22 protein-coding genes and 1 pseudogene are annotated in these 23013 nt (G+C 56.7%); 16 read left to right on the forward strand and 7 right to left on the reverse strand.

Annotated features, from left to right (window positions below; genetic code table 11):
* Positions 1 to 124 precede the first annotated feature (124 nt).
* A pseudogene (locus KHU29_RS17605) lies at positions 125 to 469 on the reverse strand (helix-turn-helix domain-containing protein); the annotation flags it as partial.
* A gap of 220 nt (positions 470 to 689) precedes the next feature.
* Here KHU29_RS17605 and KHU29_RS22260 point away from each other — a divergent pair.
* Positions 690 to 839: a site-specific integrase gene (locus tag KHU29_RS22260; protein WP_246542205.1), complete on the forward strand. Its 150-nt coding sequence runs from the start codon at positions 690 to 692 to the stop codon at positions 837 to 839.
* Between the two features lie 63 nt (positions 840 to 902).
* Entirely contained in the window at positions 903 to 1250 is a 348-nt protein-coding gene (locus tag KHU29_RS17610; protein ID WP_343216070.1) for a site-specific integrase, read from the forward strand.
* 320 nt (positions 1251 to 1570) lie between these two features.
* On the opposite strand, the gene KHU29_RS17615 is transcribed toward KHU29_RS17610, so the two are convergent.
* Positions 1571 to 2104: a cysteine hydrolase family protein gene (locus tag KHU29_RS17615; protein WP_211454261.1), complete on the reverse strand. Its 534-nt coding sequence runs from the start codon at positions 2102 to 2104 to the stop codon at positions 1571 to 1573.
* Between the two features lie 305 nt (positions 2105 to 2409).
* On the opposite strand from KHU29_RS17615, the gene KHU29_RS17620 reads away from it, so the two are divergent.
* Complete coding sequence (locus KHU29_RS17620) at positions 2410 to 5304, forward strand: autotransporter serine protease (protein ID WP_211454263.1); 2895 nt, start codon at positions 2410 to 2412, stop codon at positions 5302 to 5304.
* Here KHU29_RS17620 and KHU29_RS17625 read toward each other — a convergent pair whose 3' ends face one another.
* Positions 5305 to 5655 (reverse strand): H-NS histone family protein, encoded by a 351-nt coding sequence (locus tag KHU29_RS17625; protein ID WP_246542206.1) that lies wholly within the window; start codon positions 5653 to 5655, stop codon positions 5305 to 5307.
* 147 nt (positions 5656 to 5802) lie between these two features.
* On the opposite strand from KHU29_RS17625, the gene KHU29_RS17630 reads away from it, so the two are divergent.
* From KHU29_RS17630 to KHU29_RS17640, 3 genes are all read left to right on the forward strand, one after another.
* On the forward strand, positions 5803 to 6228 hold the full coding sequence (locus tag KHU29_RS17630) for a hypothetical protein (RefSeq protein ID WP_211454265.1): 426 nt from the start codon (positions 5803 to 5805) through the stop codon (positions 6226 to 6228).
* Between the two features lie 170 nt (positions 6229 to 6398).
* A complete protein-coding gene (locus KHU29_RS17635; RefSeq protein WP_211454267.1) occupies positions 6399 to 6713 on the forward strand; it encodes a hypothetical protein in 315 nt (104 codons plus the stop codon).
* A 113-nt stretch (positions 6714 to 6826) separates the two neighbouring features.
* Complete coding sequence (locus KHU29_RS17640; RefSeq protein ID WP_211454269.1) at positions 6827 to 8476, forward strand: diguanylate cyclase domain-containing protein; 1650 nt, start codon at positions 6827 to 6829, stop codon at positions 8474 to 8476.
* 89 nt (positions 8477 to 8565) lie between these two features.
* Here KHU29_RS17640 and KHU29_RS17645 read toward each other — a convergent pair whose 3' ends face one another.
* Positions 8566 to 8934 carry a hypothetical protein gene (locus KHU29_RS17645; protein ID WP_211454271.1) on the reverse strand — a complete coding sequence of 123 codons (369 nt, stop codon included), beginning with the start codon at positions 8932 to 8934 and terminating at the stop codon, positions 8566 to 8568.
* 388 nt (positions 8935 to 9322) lie between these two features.
* Here KHU29_RS17645 and KHU29_RS17650 point away from each other — a divergent pair, with 388 nt between their 5' ends.
* The gene (locus KHU29_RS17650) at positions 9323 to 9769 is read left to right on the forward strand and encodes a DUF1178 family protein (RefSeq protein ID WP_211454348.1); all 447 of its coding nucleotides are present in this window, start codon (positions 9323 to 9325) and stop codon (positions 9767 to 9769) included.
* Between the two features lie 34 nt (positions 9770 to 9803).
* On the opposite strand, the gene KHU29_RS17655 is transcribed toward KHU29_RS17650, so the two are convergent.
* From KHU29_RS17655 to gmk, 3 genes are all read right to left on the reverse strand, one after another.
* Positions 9804 to 12089 (reverse strand): RelA/SpoT family protein, encoded by a 2286-nt coding sequence (locus KHU29_RS17655; RefSeq protein ID WP_211454273.1) that lies wholly within the window; start codon positions 12087 to 12089, stop codon positions 9804 to 9806.
* A 94-nt stretch (positions 12090 to 12183) separates the two neighbouring features.
* Positions 12184 to 12387 (reverse strand): DNA-directed RNA polymerase subunit omega, encoded by a 204-nt coding sequence (rpoZ, locus tag KHU29_RS17660; protein ID WP_092351791.1) that lies wholly within the window; start codon positions 12385 to 12387, stop codon positions 12184 to 12186.
* A 54-nt stretch (positions 12388 to 12441) separates the two neighbouring features.
* Positions 12442 to 13086 carry a guanylate kinase gene (gmk, locus tag KHU29_RS17665; protein ID WP_211454350.1) on the reverse strand — a complete coding sequence of 215 codons (645 nt, stop codon included), beginning with the start codon at positions 13084 to 13086 and terminating at the stop codon, positions 12442 to 12444.
* Between the two features lie 280 nt (positions 13087 to 13366).
* Here gmk and KHU29_RS17670 point away from each other — a divergent pair, with 280 nt between their 5' ends.
* The 9 genes from KHU29_RS17670 (at position 13367) to rraA (ending at position 23013) form a co-directional block, all read left to right on the forward strand.
* The gene (locus KHU29_RS17670; protein ID WP_211454275.1) at positions 13367 to 13621 is read left to right on the forward strand and encodes a DUF2164 domain-containing protein; all 255 of its coding nucleotides are present in this window, start codon (positions 13367 to 13369) and stop codon (positions 13619 to 13621) included.
* Positions 13622 to 13762: 141 nt separating this feature from the next.
* Entirely contained in the window at positions 13763 to 15223 is a 1461-nt protein-coding gene (gene thrC, locus KHU29_RS17675; RefSeq protein WP_211454277.1) for a threonine synthase, read from the forward strand.
* Between the two features lie 53 nt (positions 15224 to 15276).
* Positions 15277 to 16500 (forward strand): molybdopterin molybdotransferase MoeA, encoded by a 1224-nt coding sequence (locus tag KHU29_RS17680; protein ID WP_211454279.1) that lies wholly within the window; start codon positions 15277 to 15279, stop codon positions 16498 to 16500.
* Between the two features lie 69 nt (positions 16501 to 16569).
* Positions 16570 to 16827, forward strand: a complete 258-nt coding sequence (gene moaD, locus KHU29_RS17685; protein ID WP_211454280.1) for a molybdopterin converting factor subunit 1 — start codon at positions 16570 to 16572, stop codon at positions 16825 to 16827.
* A gap of 61 nt (positions 16828 to 16888) precedes the next feature.
* The gene (locus KHU29_RS17690; RefSeq protein ID WP_211454282.1) at positions 16889 to 17395 is read left to right on the forward strand and encodes a molybdenum cofactor biosynthesis protein MoaE; all 507 of its coding nucleotides are present in this window, start codon (positions 16889 to 16891) and stop codon (positions 17393 to 17395) included.
* A complete protein-coding gene (crcB, locus tag KHU29_RS17695) occupies positions 17392 to 17766 on the forward strand; it encodes a fluoride efflux transporter CrcB (protein WP_211454284.1) in 375 nt (124 codons plus the stop codon). The genes KHU29_RS17690 and crcB overlap by 4 nt, the downstream gene beginning before the upstream one ends.
* 101 nt (positions 17767 to 17867) lie before the next feature.
* Complete coding sequence (gene clpB / locus KHU29_RS17700) at positions 17868 to 20471, forward strand: ATP-dependent chaperone ClpB (RefSeq protein ID WP_211454286.1); 2604 nt, start codon at positions 17868 to 17870, stop codon at positions 20469 to 20471.
* Positions 20472 to 20676: 205 nt separating this feature from the next.
* Positions 20677 to 22473 carry a diguanylate cyclase gene (locus KHU29_RS17705; RefSeq protein ID WP_211454288.1) on the forward strand — a complete coding sequence of 599 codons (1797 nt, stop codon included), beginning with the start codon at positions 20677 to 20679 and terminating at the stop codon, positions 22471 to 22473.
* Between the two features lie 45 nt (positions 22474 to 22518).
* On the forward strand, positions 22519 to 23013 hold the full coding sequence (gene rraA, locus KHU29_RS17710; RefSeq protein ID WP_211454290.1) for a ribonuclease E activity regulator RraA: 495 nt from the start codon (positions 22519 to 22521) through the stop codon (positions 23011 to 23013).

Genomic DNA, 23013 nt, shown 5'->3' on the forward strand with positions numbered 1-23013 from the left:
CAGCAGCCGCTCACGCCATACCGCGCTACGCTCTTGTGCATTCTCCATACGACTTCTCCTCTTCGAAAAAGTCCGATTCTCGGCCGATCGATTCAGCAGCGGAAGGTGGGTAGGAAAGAGCGATTACGTCAGTTTGACCCGCCCGCCATACCCTCGCGAACGCCGCGACCCTGTCATAAGACCCCTCAAAACCCAATTCCTTCAGGTCTTCATGGATCTGCTTCAATGTACGTCGTTGCTTGCGTGATTTGGCCGCCTCAGTCTTTAGCAACGCCGATAACTGAAACGCATATTTGTCGATTGCACTGGGCGAACGCCGCTCTGCGTAGGACGGCTCTGTAATTTCGGTACGCAGATAGCGCCGGACAGTGTTTCTGGAGATGCCAAGACGTCTGGCGATCTCTCTTAAGGGGACCTGGTCGCGAATGTGCCAGCGTCGAATAATGCCTAGTAATGCCACGTCGATCACTCCAATCCCCTACTCAATGTTGTGAGCAGGATTGTGTCTTAAACGTGGGTCAGTTTCGTGTGCAAATTATGCGGCAAAGTGGGTCAATTTTGGATGCAAATCAACAGATTGACGCAAAGATGCGCCGGTCAGGGCCAATCGTGAAATAGCGCTTTTCAGCCACGTCTGGAATTTCGCCCGCGACCAGGGGCTTACGAACAATTCGAACCCATGCAGAGGAGTGAAGAAGTTCAAGGAAGCAGGACGCAACATCTACATCGAAGACGATATCTACAAGATGCTGTGGAAAGCCGCTGAACTGCCTTTGCGCGACGCCCTGGACATCGCATATCTCACCGGCCAACGCCCCGCAGACGTGCGCAAGCTATAAAGAGCCGACATTAAAGATGGTGCGCTTCGCATCAAGCAGAACAAAGGTGACAAGAAACTGCGTATTGCCCTGGAGGGTGACCTCGGGGTTATTATCAAACGACTCAGCAGCCGCAAAGTCATGGGTATGATGTTGATAAACAATGCCGAAGGCAAACCGATGACATATTCTATGATGCGAGGATCGTTTGACCGCGCCAGAGATGCCGCCGTGTTGAAAAATCCACTTCGAGAAAAGGAAATAAGGGCATGCCAGTTCCGCGATCTGCGAGCGAAGGCAGGCACAGATACGGAAGAAAGTGGCGGAATGGAAAAGGCTCAGGCTCAGCTTCAGCTCGGACACACCACGCCGGCAATGACAGCTCACTATGTCCGGAACCGTCTTGGCAAGCTCGTCAAGCCTACAAAATAGCCAATTTTCCGCTCCGCAAAAGAATGTTGACCCGCGCTGTTATTGGGTTTCCAGCTTGCCGATTTTACGCAATTGCGGAGCGGAATTCAGCCTAAATGGTTGATTTATATGAATTCCGCGTCAGACTTAAAATCTCTCGCTCGTAAGGGTGTGCCGGTTCAAGTCCGGCCTCGGGCACCACACTACATTGCAGTAAATGCAAATAAAACGCCGCAAACCAGGTAAATACAAGGTTTGCGGCGTTTTTTCATTAATGGCTGCCTTGCCTGCGTACCTTGTTCGGCAGCCGGCTGAGTCGCAGAGCAGAGCTGTTAAACAGACTAGCTTGCGAAATGTAATTCAGAGGTAGCGACCGCTGTGATTTTCGGGCCGAAACTGTCGATGTGAGGCAGCGTCGCATTTTCGTGCGCCCGTATCTGCAATCCGGTCGCATGCGGCTTGTCGTGTGTAGTGTGGGCATCGGATACCAGCATCACCGGATAGCCCAGTGCGGCGGCGCGGCGGGTGGTGGTGTCGACGCAGAATTCCGAAGCGTAGCCGCAGATCACGACTTGTTCGGTGTGCCATGAAGCAAGCAATGCCTCGAGCTCGGTGCGGAGGAACGAGTCAGGCGTGTTCTTGCGTAGTTTTACGTCGCCTTCCTTTACCTGCAATCCGCGCTGGAGTTGCCAGTCTGCGGAGTTGTATTCGATATCGCTGGCTTCATGCTGGATGAAAATTACAGGAACCTCCGCAGCGCGGGCTTTGGCCGTCAAGGTGTTGATGCGTTCTATGACTGCTTCGGCTTCGAACGGGCGCGGTGTTTGATCAAATAAGCCGTGCTGGACATCGATGACGAGGAGAGCGGTTTTCATGGGTTCCTGCAGAGGAAGGGGGCATGGATCGGGCCAGGTTGCAAGAAAGTAATAATAGCAAAAGCAACAGCAATTCGGGCATTAATACATGTTGTTGTATTTAAAATGTATCCCCAAGAAAACAATTTCTACAAATAAACAAAAATACGGAAATGTTGCAATAAACGCGAGCATAATAAATTGCACAAATGAAATTAAAAGAGATTCTTTTCTTAATACTGATGCGCGACTGAGTATGTGAATGCAGCAAGCCGATATGCCGGTCATGGCCGGATTGAAGTTAGTGCACATATGGGGGAGACGTTATGGGCAAAGAATTGTCTCGTCGGGGATCCTTATCGATTATCTCTGTTGCTGTATTAGTAATTATTTCAGGTTGTGGCGGCGGCGGAGGCGGTAGCAGCAATCCGAATCCCCCGGCAACGCAGGTCCCAAGCACGCCACCTGCTACCGATACGCCACCGGTTTTAACCACGCCACCTGCCAGCGGCAGCGGCAGCGCGACAGCAACCGCGCCGCCGGTCGTGACGCCGCCACCGACGATGTTGAACGTGCTGGATCCCAGCAATGTCAAGGCTGCTCGCAGCCAGGGCTTGACCGGGGCCGGTGTCACGGTCGGCATAATCGATACCGATTTCGATACCGGCGATCCCCAGCTGGCCGGACGCATCGGCAAGACGGTCTACAGCGCCGGCGGTGCCAACGGCAATATGCACGGCACGGAAGTGGCTGAGGTCCTGGCGGGGAGTATGTCAGGTGTCGCTCCCGACGCGTTCTTGCAGGCCGCCGCCGCCGGTGCTGCCGACAACAGTTTGCTGCTCAATAACCAGATATACCAGGATCTGTTTGCCAAGGGCGCGCGGATTTACAATCAATCCAACGGAATCAGCACAGCCGGTGCGTCAGTCGGCCTGGAGCTTGCGCTGCACAGCTTGTACCAGCCTTATGTGGCCCGGCAGGGGTTGTTCATCTGGTCCACCGGTAACGACGGTGCGGCGCAGCCGAATCTGACTGCCAGCCTGCCGAACTTGTTCTCCGACCTGCAAAGCGGCTGGCTGGCGGTGACAGCGGTCAATGCCGCCGGCGGCGGCAACGGCTATGCCATTAGCGACACGGTGCCGGGCGTCATTTCAAGCTACGCCAATCGCTGCGGCGTCGCAGCCAACTGGTGCCTGGCGGCGGCCGGCGATTTCATCTCGGGCACTAGCGGCACGCGCGTCTTCGGTACTTCGTTTGCCGCACCGGCGGTGAGCGGTGCGGCCGCCCTGGTGCAGCAAGCCTATCCCTGGATGAATGCCGACCTGATCCGCCAAACCATTCTCTCGACGGCCACCGACATGCACGATCCCGCCACCTACGGCTGGGGACTGCTCAATGCCAGCAAGGCGGTCAATGGCCCGGCGCTATTTGATCAACGGCTGGCGCTCGGGCCGAACGTGAATGTCCAGTTCGATAACGCCAGTTCGGTGTTCAAGAACGATATTGGCGGCGATGCCGGCTTGAACAAGAGCGGCAGCGGCCAATTGACCTTGGCCGGCAATAATACCTACACGGGTGCCAGCAATATCCTCGGCGGCCGCCTGAATATCACCGGGGCGGTGGCTTCCGGCGTCAATGTCGGTGCATCCGGCCAGCTGGGCGGCGACGGCGGCCGCATCCATGGCAATGTCAACAATAGCGGCCGGGTCAACAACAGCGGCGCCGGCTTGACCATCGACGGCAATTACGTTGCGGTGCCGACGGCGGTGCTGGCCAATCAGCTCAATACCACCTTGACGGTGGGCGGCGCGGCGATACTGGGCAATTCGCACCTGATCGCCACCACCCCGGGCGGCAGCCAGGATCCTTCGGGTTATGTCACGCAGCAGGCCGGCATCACCGGCAAGGTGCTGACCGCTGCCGGCGGCGTCAGCGGTCAGTTCAAGGACCTCAGCTTCGAGGCCGATGGCGTCAGCTTCGTGCCGGGGGTGTTTATTGCGGCGACCTTGTCGTACCAGGCGCAGCAAGTCGATCTGCAGATCAGCCGCACCAATGTGGTCAGCATGGCGGCTGCGGCGTTTGGCAACGATCCTACCCGCCGCAGTGCGGCGGCCAACTTGGAGGCCGGCCTGCAGGCGGCGGATCAGATGGTCGCCAGCGGCAATGTGAGCGGCGTCAACGGCGCGTTCCTGGCCAGTGCGGCGGCGGTGCAGAAGAGCGCCAGCGTGGCGGTGGCGGGGCAGGTGCTGGATAGCTTGTCGGGCCAGATCCATGCTTCGGCCCAGGCGCTGACGTTCCAGCAATCGCAGGCGCTGAATCGCGATCTGGGCAATCGGCTGGCGGCCCTGGGGAGCCAGACTGAGGGACAAGACGGCACCGGCTTGTGGGTCAGCGCCATCGGCGCTTCGGGCAAGCTGAGCGAGAGCGGTTATGCCACTGGCGATACCTCGCTGTGGGGTGGCCAGTTCGGGATTGATACCCACCTTGGTCCGGGCACGATCGTCGGTGCGGCGCTGGCGTATGCCGACAGCAAGGCCAGCTTTGACCGGCTGGGCGGCCAGTCCAAGGGGCGCAATACCGGCGTTTCCCTGTATGGCCGCCATGCGTTTGGCGAGTTTGCCGGTGGCGGCTGGTACGTATCGGGCCGGGCCGGCGTGGCCGGCATCGACAGCACGGTGACGCGTACGGCGGTGATCGGCAATACGGAGCAACACCTGGGGGCGGGACACAGCGATAGCCTGTGGTCGGCTTATGCGGAGAGCGGTTATGTGTTGCCCTTGTCAGGCAACTCCCGGCTGACACCCTACGCCGGACTGACTTACGATCACCTCAAGCGCGGCGGCTTTATGGAAAACGGCGGGGTGTTCGGATTGACGGCAGACAGCCAGGCGTATCGACAAACAGCGGGTTTGCTGGGCCTGCGCGGCGACAGCAGTTTCCAGTGGTCGGGAGGTTTGAGCGTGGTGCAGGCCTACGCGGCCTGGCAGCATGCGTTCACGGCGGGTAGCCTGGATTTCGCTGCGGCGTATGTGGGTGCGCCGGCGGCAGCATTCACGGTGCAGGGGATCGGCTTGCCGCGCAATTCCGGCTGGGCCGGGTTGAGTTTGAATACGGCGGTGGACAAGCGCTGGGGCTGGTATCTCAACTACGATGCGCAGCTGGGCAGCGGCGGCTTGCGTAACAATGTGCTGTCGCTGGGGCTGCGCTTTAAACTCGATTGATTACATTTCGCTGCCGGCTGGCTGCGCGGGTGTTTGCACTTCCGGCGCCATTGCCGGGCTGGTTTTCATGATGCGTTTCTTGCCCATCAGGCCCAGATCCGCACCGGTAATGCCATACTCGTTCATCTTGGCTTTGATTTCGGTGATGACGTCAGCGATTTCAGCTTGACGCAGTTCCTCTGCCTGTTTTCTCAATTGTTCGATTTGTGCTTGCAGCTCTTTGTAGGTCGTCATTTCTGGTGCTTTCTTTCTGCGTTTGGGACGGGCAAGTATACCGTAACCACGTAACGAGATGAATGTGTCCTTGCCGCCGTTTTGCCGCAGATCCGGCTTGCCGTTGATACTGTGCATAGATACATGTTGTTGCAAACCTTACCGATTTGTAGTTACCCTTTTTATTGCTCAAACTATATTGAATACAGGAATGTGGTTTGTGCTGTCGTTGTGGCGTTGTCTTGGCGGTAAGCAAAGCAAACGCCGGAAGTAAAAGGTGTTGCCATGAAGAGGTTCTCAGTTTTATGGTTTGCGGTAGCCGCGTTGATGTTGAGCGCCGCCAGCGATTTTGCGGTTGCGCAAAATCACGGGTTTCAGGGACACGGGGGCTTTCATGGCAACGCCAGCGGCATGCATCATGACGGCATGAACCGCGGCGGCATGAACCATGGCGGTGGAATGGAAGCTCGCCATGGCTTTCATCGGTTTCACGATTTCCATGGCCGCACCAGGATAATCATAGGCGGCCCTTTTTTCTGGCCGCCAATCTACTATGATCCCGCTTTCTATCCTGGTCCGGCGTCATTGATGTATGTACCGCCAGGCGCTGATTTCAGTTACTACTGTAACGATCCGGTCGGCTATTATCCGGATGTGCCGAGTTGTCCTGGCGGCTGGTTGCGAGTGGTTCCCGGCGACGCGCCTTACTAATCAGACTCAGCCCGTGCAAAAACGCTACCCAATTCAAATTGGGTAGCGTTTTTTTACGCATGTCGTGGCCGCAGGGTGCGAGCAAAATTTTGCCAGGCATCTTGCTGCCAATTAACATGGCGCGTACCATGACGTGAAAGTCCATTCAACTTCCTATCCCGGAGACATGCATGTCCATTCATATGATTGAAGCGGTTCGTTTTAACGTAGCTGGCGACCGGGTCGAAGAAGTGCGTTGGGGACGGGCAAAGCCCAAGGATGACGGTTCTATCGGCTGGGAGCACAAAACCTCGGAACAGGATGTCAGCCTGGTGGTTGACGCGCTGCATTTCGGCGATGAGGTTGCCACCGCATTTTCAGTTGATGGAAGAATCGTGCGCGGCCCCAGCATCGCGCTGGTGATTTACGAGCACGGGATCGAGGGTATCGGCATGGCTGAATCAGAAGTATCCGGGCGCACGCTGGCAGATTTGCCGCGATTTTGAGCCGGATTGAATCTGCCATCCGAATCTGCCATCCGAATCTATAATCCATTAACATCCGCTGACTCCGGCCTTTCTTCAAGCAACCGGCTAACGATTTTCTGTATTATTGCCCAATGCGAATATTTCAAAGCTTGAAATTCCGCTTTATCGGGCTCGGCGTATTGCTCATCGTTGCCGGTATCTCACTACGCGTGTTTTTTGCGCTGCCGTTCGCACAAGAACTCCTGCGTGACGAAGTTGCAAATCAGCAATTATCGATTGCTTCTTATGTCGCGCGCGATATCGATCACAGTATCCAGGCAAGACGTGCCCTGATTGGCGAGCTGAGCACGGCGTTGCCGCCAGAACTGCTGCAGCAGCCGGAGAAACTGGCGACCTGGGTCCGTGAACGGCAGCGAGTAAATCCCTTGTTTAATAGCGGTTTGCTGGTGGTGCGGCCGGACGGCGTTGGCCTGCTAGCCGAATATCCGGCACTTGCGGGGCGCAGCAATCTGATCTTTTCGGGTGCCGACTGGTTCCAGGCCGCGTTGCATGCCGATTCCCCTGTGATGAGCAAGCCGGAGCGCGGACGCGTCAACGGTGAGCCGATCTTGATCATGGCGGCGCCGGTACGCGACGCCGCCAGGCGGGTGGTGGCGGTGCTGGCGGGCGTGGTGGTGCTCAATACGCCTGGTTTTCTCGATCGCCTGCAAGAAGTCCGGCTCGGAGCAAGCGGCGGCTTTCTTTTGATTTCGCCGGCCGATAAGTTATTCGTCGGCTCTAGCGACCCTGCGATGATATTGAAGCCGACCCCGGCGCCCGGCGTGAATCTGCTGCACGACCGCGCTATGGCCGGCTTCCGCGGCACCGGGATAACGATTAACGCTAAAGGTGTCGAGGAGTTGTCTTCCATGGCGACGGTGCCAAGTACAGGATGGTTTGTCGTCGCACGGATACCTACTACGGAAGTGTTTCACCCGATTCAAGCCATGCGGAATTTCTTCCTGAAAAACACGCTGGCGGTACTGTTCGGCACGATTGCGATATTGATGCTGGTGTTGCCGCGCTTGTTGCGGCCGCTGACGAGTGCGGCGCTGGCGATGCGCGAAATGGCGGATGGCAAGCGGCCGTTGGCGCCGCTGCCAGTCAAGCGCCGCGATGAAGTCGGCGACCTGGTGCTCGGTTTTAACTACCTGGTGGAACGCTTGTATGAAAAGGAAGTCGCGCTCAAGGCGAGCGAGGCAAGCATGGCGTTCATGGCGCATCACGATGCGCTCACCGGCCTTTACAACCGCGCTGTGCTGGAAGATCGTTTGCAGCAGGCGCTGGCGCGCGCCCAGCGCGACGGCTCGCATTTTGCGCTGCTGTTTTGCGATCTGGATGACTTCAAGCCGATCAACGATCAATATGGACACGCGGCCGGCGACGCCGTCTTGCGCCAGGTCGCCGCGCGATTGCTGGACGAACGAAGAGCTACGGATACCGTGGCGCGCCTGGGTGGCGATGAGTTCGTGATCCTGCTGACGGATCTCAGCGATGCCCGCAGTGGAGCGATTGTCGTGGCTCGGCAATTGCTGGAGTTGCTCGGCATACCTTTCAATGCCGGCGGCAAGATATTTGAACTCAGCACCTCGATCGGTATCGCGCTGTACTGCGGCACCGGCGTCTCAGCGTCGCAGCTGATGTCGCAGGCCGACATCGCCATGTATCGCGCGAAACGGGCCGGCAAGAACGAATTTTGTGTTTTTGATGAAACCTTCGAATCTTTCACGCTGAGAGCGTGAAGTTTGTACAAATGTTGGCACAAGTCGGCACAAGCATTGCCTCACCTGAAACAGTGCTGGTGGCATGCCGACCGGCCGTCTGGCCGGTATCAAAAACTGCTAGAGGATGGCGGAGCGCCGGCAACACTGTTGTCGACCGGAACCATGATGGCATCGCTGCCATGCGCTTCGCGCCATTGCTGGCGATGCCATTCGATCTCAGCCCATTGCTCGACGCGCCGTTTTTCCCATTCGTTGCGTTCACGTAAAACCGGTGCGGCCGTGACGGCTGAAGGTGGATGGAACAGCGGCGCCGGATGCAGTTCTGCGCCATATAACGCCGGCGGCGCAAAAAATGGCGCTGTTCCGGCAGTTACCAGGCCCAGGCTATTATCGGCAACGGCCCGTTTCGGCGCTACTGCTGCAAGGCAGCCCAGCAATAATACGAGCAGTATCCGTCCAATATGTATCCTTCCCATATCGCCTCCCGATTTATTGACTTGATTTGAGACTCAAATTAGAAACGTGCAAGCATATCCAGGATTTCATTCTAGGAAACAAAGCTCAGGTAAGCTAATAAATAATCGCTGAACTGCGCGATTTCGCGGACATCTTTGGCAATGCGCAGCGCAAAGCAGTTGCTGGTGGCAATGTTTGCAATCGAGAAACGATTTTCCAACGGAGATAGCTGATGCAATCACAGAGCGAAAAAGCCCATGTTTTTCAGCAGCTTCACATGCGTGACGGGGCTTTCATCATTCTAAATAAACTTGGCAAATAAGCTTTAATCAGCAGGGGCGGGAAATAAGTTATATGCTGGTTAGTGTAAGATCCCTGTTTTTCCGCGCCGACGAAGTGCCGCTCATTATGAAAGTCTACAATTTAGCTTGTGACCATAATCATCGTTTTGAGGGTTGGTTTGCCTCGGAGGAAGATTTTCTGTCGCAATCGGCGGAGCGGCAGATTATTTGCCCGGTGTGCGACAGCATGAAGGTCGGCAAGCTGCCGTCAGCCCCGCATCTGAATTTATCCGCGGCAAAATCAAATCCTGCCGGCGGCGAGGCTGGTTTGAGTGGGGCGGCAGTGGTGCAATTTCAGCAGCGCCTGCAAGATGTGGCACGTCATGTGATGGAAAATACGGTAGATGTGGGCGCAGGTTTTACCGAGGAGGCACGCCGGATTCATTACAAGGAAATCCCCGAGCATGGAATACGTGGTATTGCATCGGCGGAACAATGCGAGGAGCTGGCGGAGGAAGGCATCGATGTTTTCCATTTGCCGATGTCAATGCCGCCCAAGCGCTCGCTTCAATAATCCATCATTCAATAATTCAGCAGAGCGGCAATTACTACGCGTTGCGGTCTCGCAGAATCCGTGTGACACCGCGGATGCGGCGGACATTGCGCATCAACCTGGCCAGGTGCACCCGGTCTTCGACCTGGATGGTGAAGATCAACTGCGTCATCAGCTGGTCTTTGTCGTCATCCATGTTGACGTAGATGATGTTGGCGTCGGAGTCGCCGATTTCGGCGGCGACCCGGGCCAGGATGCCCTTGTCGTTATGCACCAGCACCTTGATGCGGCAATCGAAGCGGCGATTCAGGTCGTCACCCCACAGCACTTCAATCCAGCGGTCCGGATCCTTGTTGCGTTGGCGCTTGGCGATGTGGCAGTCTTCGGTGTGCACCACCAGGCCTTGGTCGCGCTTGAGCTGGCCGGTGATGTGATCGCCCGGAATCGGCTGGCAGCATGGCGACAGCTGTACCGACACGCCTTCGCTGCCATAGATCACCACCGGGTCCATCCTGGTGGGAGCGACAACCCCTTCCATGTCGAGCAGCGGCGTTTGTAAAGGTTCGTTTTCGAGCAAGCCCATGATATGGCGCGCCACCAGGGTCGCCATGCGTTTGCCGACGCCGATGTCGGCATAGATTTCATCCAGCGACTTGGCGCTGGATTCATTCAGCAGGCGATCGATTACGATCGGCGCCAGCACCGGATTCAGGTTGAGCATCGCCAGCGCCTGCGACAGCAGCCGCTGGCCGAGTTCCACCGACTCGCTCAGGTTGATGGTGCGCAGATGATGGCGGATGGCCGAACGCGCTTTGCCGGTACGCACAAAACTGAGCCAGTTGGGGCTAGGGCGTGAACTGGTCGAGGTAATGATTTCGACGATGTCGCCGTTGTGCAATTCTGTGCGCAGCGGCGCAGCTTCGTGATTGATCTTGGCGGCGATGGTCTGATCGCCGACATCGGTATGGATGGTGTAAGCGAAATCGAGCGCAGTGGCGCCACGCGGCAAGGCGATGATTTTGGATTTCGGCGTAAACACGTATACCGAATCGGGGAACAGGTCGACCTTGACGTGTTCCAGGAACTCAGCCGAATCGCCGGTTTGTTTCTGGATGTCGAGCAACGACTGCAGCCATGCATGGGTGCGCTGCTGCAAATCGCTCAGATTGCCTTCTTCATCCTTGTACAGCCAGTGCGCGGCAACACCCGACTCAGCCACCCGATGCATGTCCTGGGTGCGAATCTGGAATTCCACCGGCGTACCGTAAGGGCCGATCAAGGTCGTATGCAGCGACTGGTAGCCATTCAGCTTGGGGATTGCGATGTAATCCTTGAACTTGCCCGGCATCGGTTTGTACAGCGCATGCAGGGTGCCGAGCGCGAGGTAGCAATTAGCGAAGGTGTCGACCACGATACGGAAGCCGTACACATCCAGCACCTGTGAAAACGACAGATGCTTGTTGTGCATCTTGCGGTAGATGCCGAACAGGCTTTTCTCGCGGCCGTCTATTTGCGCGTTGATGCCGGTTGCCGCCAGCGTGGTGCTGACCGATTCCAGGATCTTGCTGACCACTTCACGCCGATTGCCGCGCGCCGCCTTGACTGCTTTGGCCAAGGTGCGATGGCGCAGCGGGTACAGATGCGAAAACGCCAGTTCCTGTAACTCGCGGTAGATATTGTTAAGGCCCAGGCGATGCGCGATCGGGACGTAGACTTCCATGGTCTCGCGGGCGATGCGACGCTTCTTTTCCGGCACCATCACGCCCAACGTGCGCATATTGTGCAAGCGGTCGGCCAGCTTGACCAGGATCACGCGCACGTCGCGCGCCATCGCCAGCAGCATCTTGCGGAAATTCTCGGCCTGGGCTTCGATCTGGCTCTGGAACTCGATCTTGTCCAATTTCGACAAACCATCAACCAAAGTCGCCACTGGCGCACCGAAGCGTTCGATCAGTTCGTCCTTCTTGACGTCCTGGTCTTCCATGACGTCGTGCAGCAGGGCAGCCATGATCGCCTGGGCGTCAAGTTTCCAGTCGGCGCAGATTTCGGCGACGGCTATCGGGTGTGAAATATAAGGTTCGCCGGATTTGCGCATCTGACCCAGATGCATTTCATCCGAAAAGCGATACGCTTCTCTGACTTTCTTCAGCTCGGCTGGTGTCAGGTAATCGGCAAGCTTGTTGGCCAGATGCGTGATCGAGGCGACGCCAGGTTGGAGCGTGGGCGGATGATCTGGCAAGGGAGGCGTATTAGCGGGTTTTCTGGCTGAGCGGGGGGAGGCCGCCCGTTTTTTAGCGGTTGCGGCTGATGACAGGGTTGAATCTGGAGAGGTCAGGTTCATACTGGTTCGATATCAGCCGCATGAGTTTTACTAGTTGCGGGACAGAGTTTATAAGTCACCGAAGCGTGACGCATTACTCTGTCCTCAACTAATTTTAGCCAGGTACCTTTTTCAGCATTTCGATACCGATCTTGCCTGCAGCGATTTCGCGCAGTGCAATCACGGTCGGCTTGTCTTTTGCGTCAATTTTTGCAGTGTGGCCTTGCAACAACTGGCGCGCGCGATAAGTCGCGGACAGCGTCAACTGAAAACGGTTAGGGATTTGTTTCAAACAATCTTCGATGGTGATGCGGGCCATATATTCTCCGGAAAACGGTGTTGCTAGGTGTTGATGCCAAGTATTGATTCGATACTAACTTAAATTGGCGTGAATGCCCAATTGGGCAAACAAAGACGCGTTGCGCACCGCCTGCTGTGAAAAGCGGCAGCGGGTAGCTTTGACGATCGCTGTTAATTCCGACAGAGCAGTTGCAAACTCTTGATTAATAATAACATATTCAAACTCGGGGGCGTGGGCGATTTCACCGCCGGCGGCAAGAATCCGGCGCGTAATGACCTGCGGCTCGTCCTGGCCGCGCTTTTTCAGGCGGTCTTCCAAGGCTGCAATCGATGGCGGCAGGATAAAAATGCCGACCGCGTGCGGGAATTGTTTCTTCACTTGCTGTGCGCCTTGCCAGTCGATTTCCAGCAAGACGTCGGTGCCGGATTGCATTTGCTCGGCAATTGCCAAGCGTGAAGTGCCGTAATAATTGGTATGGACTTCGGCCCATTCCAGGAATTCGCCTTGTTTGTGGCGCGCACGGAAATCTTCAACCGTAGTGAAATGGTATTCGCGGCCGTCCTGCTCACTCGGGCGTGGTGGCCGCGTAGTGTAGGAAATCGACAGTTTGATGGCTTTTTCTTGTGCCAGCAAGGCGTTCACCAGTGTCGATTTGCCGGCACCGGAAGGTGCTACCACCATGAACAGGCTGCCCGACATGGGGTGTTCATCCGGCATTGCCGAAACAGGTTCAATCGGTGAGGTAGGGAGAAGTGGAGGTGTCATGACAATTGTGTAGTGTGCAATCTTTCAAGCATCTAACATGCCCGAATTCATACCTGAATATAAGGGTGACATTGTATCAGCGCGGCAATAAGGCTGCAGCGTGGATTTGTATCTGTCATATTGGTGGTGTGATAACGGCTGCACGGGGCATGGTGTACATTTATGGGTTTTCAAAAAAGCGTACGCATTCACCGTTCGCTTCAATAATGTAAAAACGATAAGGAAATCCACCGTGGCGATCAAATTACAGCAAAGCGTGCAGAAGGATCTGGTCGGATCGATTCAGCGCTATTTCAAGGAAAACATGGAAGAGCCGATCGGCGACCTGAAAGCGGCCATGCTGCTCGATTTCTGCCTGCGGGTAATCGGTCCCGGCATTTATAACCAGGCGATTGCCGATGCGCAAGCGCATATGGAGGCGAAAGTCTCGGACCTGGCGGTCGAGTGCTATGAAGAGACTGAGGATTACTGGAAGAAGAAAAAATAAGCCCGGCCGGGCTCTGCCGCGCATCCAAAGCTGACAGCGGCATGGTGGCGGACGCTATAATGCAAGCAGGCGGTTATATCCTGGCGCTATCCTGATTTCATCCTTATTTGCAACGCAACTTTACCCAACACCATCCACAATATGCATTATGTCTCGACTCGCGGCCACGCAGCTGCCCAAAATTTTTCCGAAATTCTGTTAGGCGGCCTGGCGCCGGATGGTGGTTTGTACCTGCCTGAGAAATATCCGCAAGTCACCGGCGCCGAGCTGGATCAGTGGCGCAGCTTGTCGTATGCCGACCTGGCGTTTGAAGTGCTGAAGAAATTTGCTACCGATGTGCCGGAGGCGGATTTGAAGGCACTGGCGCATAAGACCTACAGCGCCGACGTTTACCGCAATGCGCGGGCGGGCGAAGACGCCAGCCAGATTACGCCTTTGCGCGTGCTGGAAGAAAAGGACGGCAGCAAGCTGCTGCTGCAGGCACTGTCAAACGGCCCGACGCTCGCCTTCAAGGATATGGCGATGCAATTGCTGGGCAGTCTATTCGAATACACGCTGGCCAAGAACGACGCCAAACTGAACATTTTCGGCGCCACTTCCGGCGATACCGGCAGCGCGGCGGAATACGCGATGCGCGGCAAAAAGGGCATACGCGTCTTCATGCTGTCGCCGCACAAGAAAATGAGCGCGTTCCAGACCGCGCAAATGTTCAGCCTGCAAGACCCGAATATCTTCAATATCGCGGTGGAAGGCGTATTCGACGATTGTCAGGATATGGTCAAGGCGGTGTCCAACGATCATGCGTTCAAGGCCAGCCAGAAAATCGGCACCGTCAATTCGATCAACTGGGCGCGTGTCGTGGCGCAAGTGGTGTATTACTTCCGTGGCTACCTGAGCGCTACTACCAGCAACGATCAAAAAGTATCGTTTACCGTTCCTTCGGGTAATTTCGGCAATATCTGCGCCGGCCATATCGCCCGCATGATGGGCTTGCCGATAGATAAATTGGTGGCAGCCACCAACGAAAACGACGTGCTCGACGAATTTTTCCGCACCGGTATCTATCGGGTCCGCAAATCGGCCGAGACTTACCACACCAGCAGCCCCAGCATGGATATCAGCAAAGCCTCGAATTTCGAGCGTTTCATCCACGATTTGCTGGATGGCGACAGCGAACGCGTGCGCGCTCTGTTCCATAAGGTGGAAACCGAAGGTGGATTCAACCTGGCGGGCGGCCCCGGCAGCGACGGCGACGAGTTTGCCAAGATCGGTGGCTTCGGCTTCCAGTCCGGCAAATCGACGCATCAGGACCGGTTGGACACTATCCGCGATATCGAACAGCGCTATGGCATCACGATTGACACGCACACCGCCGATGGCGTCAAGGTAGCGCGCGAATACGCGACCCCGGGCGTACCGATGATCGTGCTGGAAACCGCTTTGCCGGCCAAGTTCAACGAGACCATCCGTGAAGCGCTGGGGCGCGATGCCGAGCGGCCAGCCGGCTTCGAAAACATAGAAGCACTGCCGCAGCGCTTCGAAGTAATGGCGGCCGATGTGGCGCAGGTCAAGGCTTTCATTGCCGGCCATACCGGCCTATGAGTTTGCTGCAATAAGTTTGCTGTGATCAGAACCAGATGATGCAAAAACCACCTATGTTGTCCGTTGCAGAAGCCCTCGACGTATTGTTGGCCGCGCCGCGTCCGCTGGTCGACAGCGCCGCCATCGAACAGATGCCGACGCTGGAGGCCAATGGCCGGATACTGGCAAGCGCCCAGGTTTCTCAAATCAACGTGCCGCCGGCAGACAATACGCAGATGGACGGTTATGCCGTGCGCGCTGCGGATTGCGCCGGCGGTGCCGCCAGGCTGCAAGTATCGCAACGGATTCCGGCCGGCCATGTCGGCGCGCCGCTGCAGGCCGGCACCGCTGCCCGGATTTTTACCGGCGCCATGATTCCCGATGGCGCGGATGCCGTTGTGATGCAGGAAATGTGCGAGGCCGACGGCGATGCCGTGGTGATCAAGCATGCGCCGGCTTCCGGTGAATGGGTACGCCGCGCCGGTGAAGATATCCGCCGCGGCAGTGTGATCCTGCCGGCCGGCACGCGGCTGCGGCCGCAGCATCTCGGCCTGGCGGCATCGGTCGGCATGGAAACATTGCCGGTGTTGCGCAAAATGCGGGTGGCGATGTTTTTCACCGGCGATGAACTGACCATGCCCGGCCAGCCATTGAAGCCGGGCGCCATTTACAATTCGAACCGATTCGTATTGCGCGGCCTGCTGGAAAACCTCGGTTGTGAAATCAGCGATTACGGCATCGTCCCCGATAATCGCGAGGCGACCCGCGAGGCCCTGCGCGTGGCGGCCCGGGAGCATGACTTGATTCTGACTTCCGGCGGCGTATCGGTCGGCGAAGAAGATCACGTCAAACCGGCGGTCGAAGCGGAAGGGCGTCTGAACATGTGGCAAATCGCCATGAAACCAGGCAAGCCGCTGGCCTTCGGCGAAGTCCGTCGCGCCGGCGGCGGCACGGCTTTCTTTATCGGTTTGCCCGGCAATCCGGTCTCCAGTTTTGTGACCTTCCTGATCTTTGTACGGCCCTTCATTCTGCATCAGCAAGGCGTGGCGGCAGCCGCACTGGCGCCGCAGGCGATCTACATGCGCGCCGATTTCGACTGGCCCAAGGCTGACCGCCGCCAGGAATTCCTGCGCGTAAAAATCAACGCCGGCGGCGGTCTCGATTTATTCCCGCACCAAGGCTCGGGCGTGCTGACATCTACTGTCTGGGGCGACGGCCTGGTCGACAATCCAGCCGGAAAAACCATCGCCAAGGGCGACTTGCTGCGTTTCTTGCCGTTTTCAGCTTTACTGCAGTAAAAATAATAGTAAAAGCAAACAAGGCAAACAACGCAAACAATCTTGTAATTGATCGAAAAAGAGAATGTAATGAAAATCCAGCTGCGCTTTTTTGCGAGCCTCCGTGAGGCGCTTAATGTGTCCCAGGAGACACTGGAGTTGCCGGCTTCGATCGCCACAGTTGGCGAGCTGCGCACTTTTTTGCGGGCGCGCGGTCCGGTCTGGGCTGAGGCGCTGGCGGATGGCAGGGCCTTGCGCATGGCGTTCGATCAGGAGTTGGTGAATGCCGATGCGGCCCTGGCCGACGGCGGCGAGGTAGCTTTTTTCCCGCCGGTTACCGGTGGCTAACGACTGGTGGCCAACTACCGGCGGCTGACATTGGTTTGCTGCTTCCCATGAGGTTTTGACTATGCCCATCCGTGTTCAGACAGAGGATTTCGATTTCGCCGCCGAGCTTGCTCGATTGCGGCTATCCAATCCCAAAATCGGCGCCGTAGTCAGCTTCCTCGGTACCGTGCGCGATTTGAGCGACGGCAGCACCGTCGCCCAGATGGAGCTGGAACATTATCCCGGCATGACCGAGAAAGCCTTGACTGCGATTGTCGATCAGGCCAAGCAGCGCTGGGATATCTTCGATGCGCTGGTGATACACCGCATCGGCCCCTTGCTGCCGCTCGACCAGATCGTGCTGGTAGCGGTGAGTTCGGCGCATCGCGGCGACGCCTTTGCCGCCTGCGAATACATCATCGACTACCTGAAAACCGAAGCGCCATTCTGGAAAAAAGAACACACGGACAAGGGTGCGCGCTGGGTCGACGCCCGTAGCACCGACGATGAAGCGCTGGCCAAATGGGAGCTGGAGGAGTCGGGGGAGCAGGATCCGTTGCCGCTGCCTATGCGCGAAAGCAAGAAGTGAGTTGGCTGGCAGTTGGTATCGGCGCGATGCTGGGCGCCTGGCTACGCTGGGGCGCGAGCATCTGGCTGGGTGCCTATCAGAATCAATTGCCGTGGGGTACTTTGCTGGTGAATCTCGCTGGCGGCTACCTGGCTGGGCTGGCAGTGGGTTTCTTTGAGGGACATCCTTCGCTGCCTGTTGAATGGCGGCTACTGGTAATTACCGGGTTCCTTGGCGGTTTGACTACTTTCTCCACCTTTTCTGCCGAATCGATGGTGTTGTTACAGCAGGGCGAGTATGGTTGGTTTCTTGGGCATACCCTTCTGCATCTCTGCGGTTCGATTGTCTTGTGTATTGCCGGGTTCGCGACCTATCGCGCCCTCACTTTCTAACATATTTACTGAGCTATTCGGGTTTATCTGTTTCTTTGCATGCGGCTTGAAATAAGCAGGCCTGTCCCAATTTTCTATTCATTAGATATTTTGGAGGAACCATGCGTTTCGATAAATTAACCACAAAGCTACAAGAAGCAATCGCCGATGGCCAGAGCCAGGCTGTCGGCAATGATAATCAATATATTGAGCCGGTCCATGCCCTGATCGCTTTATTGAATCAGGACGATGGCAGCGCCACCTCGTTGCTGCAACGCGCTGGTGTCAACGTCGCCGGGCTGAGCGCCGGCTTGAAGGCAGCGCTGGAGCGCTTGCCTAAAGTCTCCGGCCATGGCGGCGAAGTACAGATCGGCCGCGATCTTTTGGCTTTACTCAATCTGGCCGACAAGGAAGCACAAAAACGCGGCGACCAATTCATCGCCAGCGAGATGCTGCTGCTGGCTCTCCTTGACGATAAATCGGATGCCGGGCGTCTGGCGCGTGAAAACGGCCTGACCCGCAAGGCGCTGGAAGCCGCGATTACCGCCGTGCGCGGCGGCGCCAATGTCGCTTCGCAGGATGGCGAGGGACAGCGCGAAGCATTGAAAAAATACACACTCGACCTGACCGAACGGGCCCGCCTCGGCAAACTCGATCCGGTGATCGGCCGCGATGATGAAATCCGCCGCGCGATCCAGATCTTGCAGCGGCGCAGCAAGAATAATCCGGTGCTGATCGGCGAGCCCGGGGTGGGCAAAACCGCGATCGTGGAAGGACTGGCGCAACGGATCGTCAACGGCGAAGTACCTGACAGCCTGAAATCGAAGCGCGTATTGTCGCTAGACATGGCGTCGTTGCTGGCCGGTGCGAAATTCCGCGGCGAATTCGAAGAACGCCTGAAAGCCGTGCTGAAGGAAATTGCCCAGGACGAAGGCCAGACCATTGTGTTCATCGATGAGTTGCACACCATGGTCGGCGCCGGCAAGGCCGAAGGCGCGATAGATGCCGGCAATATGCTGAAACCGGCGCTGGCGCGCGGCGAACTGCATTGCGTCGGCGCCACCACACTGGACGAATATCGCAAGTACATCGAGAAAGATGCGGCGCTGGAACGGCGTTTCCAAAAGATCCTGGTCGACGAGCCTAGCGTCGAAGCCACGATCGCCATCCTGCGCGGCTTACAAGAAAAGTACGAAGTCCATCATGGTGTTGAAATCACCGATCCGGCGATTGTTGCGGCGGCAGAGTTGTCGCATCGTTACATCACCGATCGCTTCTTGCCGGACAAGGCCATCGACCTGATCGACGAAGCGGCTGCCAAGATCAAGATTGAAATCGATTCCGAGCCGGAGGTAATGGACAAGCTTGATCGCCGACTGATTCAACTCAAGATCGAGCGTGAAGCAGTGCGGCGCGAGAAAGACGAGGCATCGCAAAAACGCTTCGCCCTGATCGAAAGTGAAATCGAGAAATTGTCGCGCGAATATGCCGATCTGGAAGAAATCTGGAAATCGGAAAAAGCCAGTGCCCAAGGCAGCAGGCATCTGAAAGAAGAAATCGAAAAGCTGCGCCTGCAAATTGATGAGGCAACGCGCAAGAGTGACTGGCAAAGGGTTTCCGAGCTGAAGTACGGCAAGCTCAACGAGCTTGAAAAAGCGCTTGAGACGCAATCCAGGCAGGACGCCTTGGCGGCCGAGCACCCGAATCCCGACGGCAAGCCGCAACTGGTACGGACTCAGGTCGGCGCAGATGAGATTGCCGAGATCGTCTCGCGTATTACCGGCATCCCGGTGGCCAAGATGATGCAGGGCGAACGCGATAAGCTCATCAAGATGGAGGATGAGCTGCATAAACGCGTGGTCGGCCAGAATGAGGCGATTGTTGCCGTGTCGGATGCTATTCGCCGCTCGCGAGCAGGTCTGAGCGATCCTGACCGGCCGTACGGTTCGTTCATGTTCCTTGGCCCCACCGGCGTCGGCAAGACCGAATTGTGCAAGGCGTTGGCAGGATTCTTGTTCGATAGCGCCGATGCCCTGGTACGCATCGACATGAGCGAATTCATGGAGAAACATTCGGTGGCACGCCTGATCGGCGCGCCGCCGGGTTATGTCGGCTACGAAGAGGGGGGTTACCTGACTGAACTGGTGCGTCGTAAGCCGTACAGCGTGATCTTGCTGGATGAAATCGAAAAAGCGCATCCGGATGTTTTCAACGTGCTGCTGCAAGTGCTGGACGATGGCCGCATGACCGATGGCCAGGGGCGTACCGTGGATTTCAAGAACACGGTGATCGTGATGACCTCGAACCTCGGTTCGCATCGGATCCAGGCGATGGAAGGTGCGGATCCGGCGGCGGTCAAACAAGAGGTAATGGAAGAAGTGAGAAACCATTTCCGTCCTGAGTTCATCAACCGTATCGATGAAATCGTGGTGTTCCATGCTTTGGACGAGAAGAATATAGGCGCGATCGCCAAGATCCAGCTGAAAATTCTCGAGCAGCGCCTGGCAAAAATGGACCTGGGGCTGGAGATTTCAGAAGGCGCGCTGCAAAAGATCGCGGAGGCAGGTTTCGATCCGGTCTATGGCGCCCGGCCTTTGAAGCGAGCGATCCAGCAGCAGATCGAGAATCCATTGTCCAAATTGATCCTGGAAGGTAAGTTTGGGCCAAAGGACATTGTTCATATAAATGTTAACAATGGTGAGATTGTGTTCAAAGCAACAATGTAAGCGCGAATTTTGCCGGCGCAAACAGGTAGAATCGCAACAGGCTTGAATGTGTTGCTTTATGAGAAGAGGTCACATGGCTATGCCGTGTGGCCTTTTTTTAAGCTTATGCTGCTTATTTACTGCTTATTTGCTGCCTATATGTCGCTCATTTTCTGATTTATCTTAGATGAGGCATTGCCATTTTTTGCATTTTGTCGAGGCAATTTTGAAGCGAACGTCACTGCAACGCCTGTTCATTTTGCCGTTTGCAGCGCTACTGTTGTGCCTCGCCGTTTCAGTCGGCTGGCTGCTCTATCAAACCGGTCAGGAAGCTACCGATGCGTTATCGCAGAAGGTCCTGGCCGACATGATGGGAGGCATCAACAGCGTCATCAACAGGCAATTATTCGACGCCGGCGCGGCGTTGCGGGTGGTCGCGCCCGATCAAATTGCCGACGCCGCCAATAAAACCCCGACTCCTATCCCTTTCCCTGCCAGCGTCAGCCGGCTGGAGGAGCGCATGTGGATTGCCAGCGGTCTGTTTCCGGCGGTGGGCGGCTTGATCAGCTTTGCCGGTACGGACGGCCATTACGTCTCTATCCGTAAAAGCGCTGCCAACGAATTCCGGGTCAGGCTGAGAGGCGCCGGCGAGACTGCTGTCCAGATGTATCGCAGTCGCGGCCCCGCGTCAGAAATGATTTTTCTGGAAACGGAACACTACGAGCCGCGCGAGCAGAGCTGGTATTTGAATGCCGTCAGCCAGAAAAAAGATATCTGGTCGCCAGTTTTCATCGATGCCGCCAGCATAGAGCCGGTGCTGATGCTAGCGCGGCCGGTGGTTGGCGCCAGCCAGGAAGTGATCGGCGTGGTGGCCCGGGAATTGTCGCTGAGGCCGCTACGGGAATATTTGCAGACTTTGCACATGGATAGAAACGGCGTCGCCTTTGTGGCTGAGCGCGACGGCGACCTGCTCGTAGCGTCGAACGGAGAAGGCGCCTTCGCCCTGCGCAACGGCGCTCAGAGGCTATCTATAAGAAACAATCTCAACCATGCCGCTTCACCCTTCATGCGCCAAAGCTGGCAATTGGTGCAAGCCTATTTGCAAAAGCACCGTGAAGTGGCGCCGGTTACCGATCCGGTAGATACCTCGGCGGCCAGCCCGCCGACGCCAGGCAAGTTGATCATTGGCGCATTTCCCAGCCAGTATGGACAGATCGAAGTGGCGGCGCAGATTCATCGTGATGCTGCCGGGCTGGAATGGGTGGCGGTAGTTGCGCTGCCGCGTTCGGATTTCTGGGGAGCTGTCAATTCCAGTGTTTATAAGAGCTTGTATCTGGGCCTGCTGGTAATCCTGCTGGCTTTGCTGGTCGGCTATGCGATATTGCGCTGGGTCCTGCGCGATATCCGCAAGCTGACGCTGGCCGTGCGCAACATCGGCAGCGGCCGGCCATTTGCCAAATTGAATATCAACCGCAAGGATGAGATTGGCGAACTGGCAAAGAGCTTCCAGGAAATAGAGCGCCACCTGCGCACCGACCGCCTTACCAGTCTGCTCAATCGCGATACCCTGATCGCGCAAATCGAATTCCGCCGCCGCACGGATGTCGATCCGTCGCTATTCCGGTTTGCCGTTCTGTTTGTCGACCTGGACAAGTTCAAGCAGGTCAACGATCACTATGGTCATGACGAAGGCGACCGGGTGCTGATTGAAGTCGGCTTGCGCCTGCAAAACGCCTTGCGCAAGGAAGATGAGGTGGCGCGTTTCGGCGGTGATGAATTCATCGTCTACCTGCCTGGCGTGGCCGACGAAGAGTCGGCGTTGGCGATTGCGGAAAAGATCTATGCGGTGTTGAACAAGCCGATCCTGATGGGTAACGGCGAGCATTGCCAGATCGGCGCCTCTATCGGCGGCGCCCTGTATCCTGCCGATGGCCTCGACCTGGAAACCTTGTTGAAGGTCGCTGACAAGCGGATGTATAGTGTCAAGAAATTCGGCGGCTTGACGTTTTCGTCGGACGAATGATCTCTTTTCATCACTTCCTTTTCACTCCCTTGCGATGGAGATGCAATGACTTTTTCTACCTGCGATTTATGCGACGCCAATGAAGACAAACTGGGTACTGCCGTTTTGGCCGTGTTGCCCCCAGTGTTTATCTCCTTGGGCAAGCAACTGGCGTTTTACGGTCCGGCGCGTACCGTCAAGGTGCATGAAGACAATGTTCTGGTGCGCAGCACGCTGGAAACTGACGGTAACGGCCAGGTGCTGGTGATCGACGGCGGCGGCAGCTTGCGTTGCGCTCTGGTTGGCGGCAATCTCGGGGTGCTGGCGCAAAAGAACGGTTGGGCCGGCATTGTCGTGAATGGCTGCGTACGCGATTCGGCAGAGCTGAACGCCTGCGATATCGGCGTGCGCGCGCTGGCGTTGCACCCGCAACGCAGTGTTCGCAAAGGGGTAGGGGAGCGTGACATCAGCGTCTCTATCGCCGGCGTGACAATCGCACCGGGCGCATGGATTTATGCCGATGCCGACGGTGTGCTGGTGGCTAGCCAAAACCTGCTGTAA

The sequence above is a fragment of the Collimonas antrihumi genome (assembly GCF_018304965.1).
Classification (GTDB): domain Bacteria; phylum Pseudomonadota; class Gammaproteobacteria; order Burkholderiales; family Burkholderiaceae_D; genus Collimonas; species Collimonas antrihumi.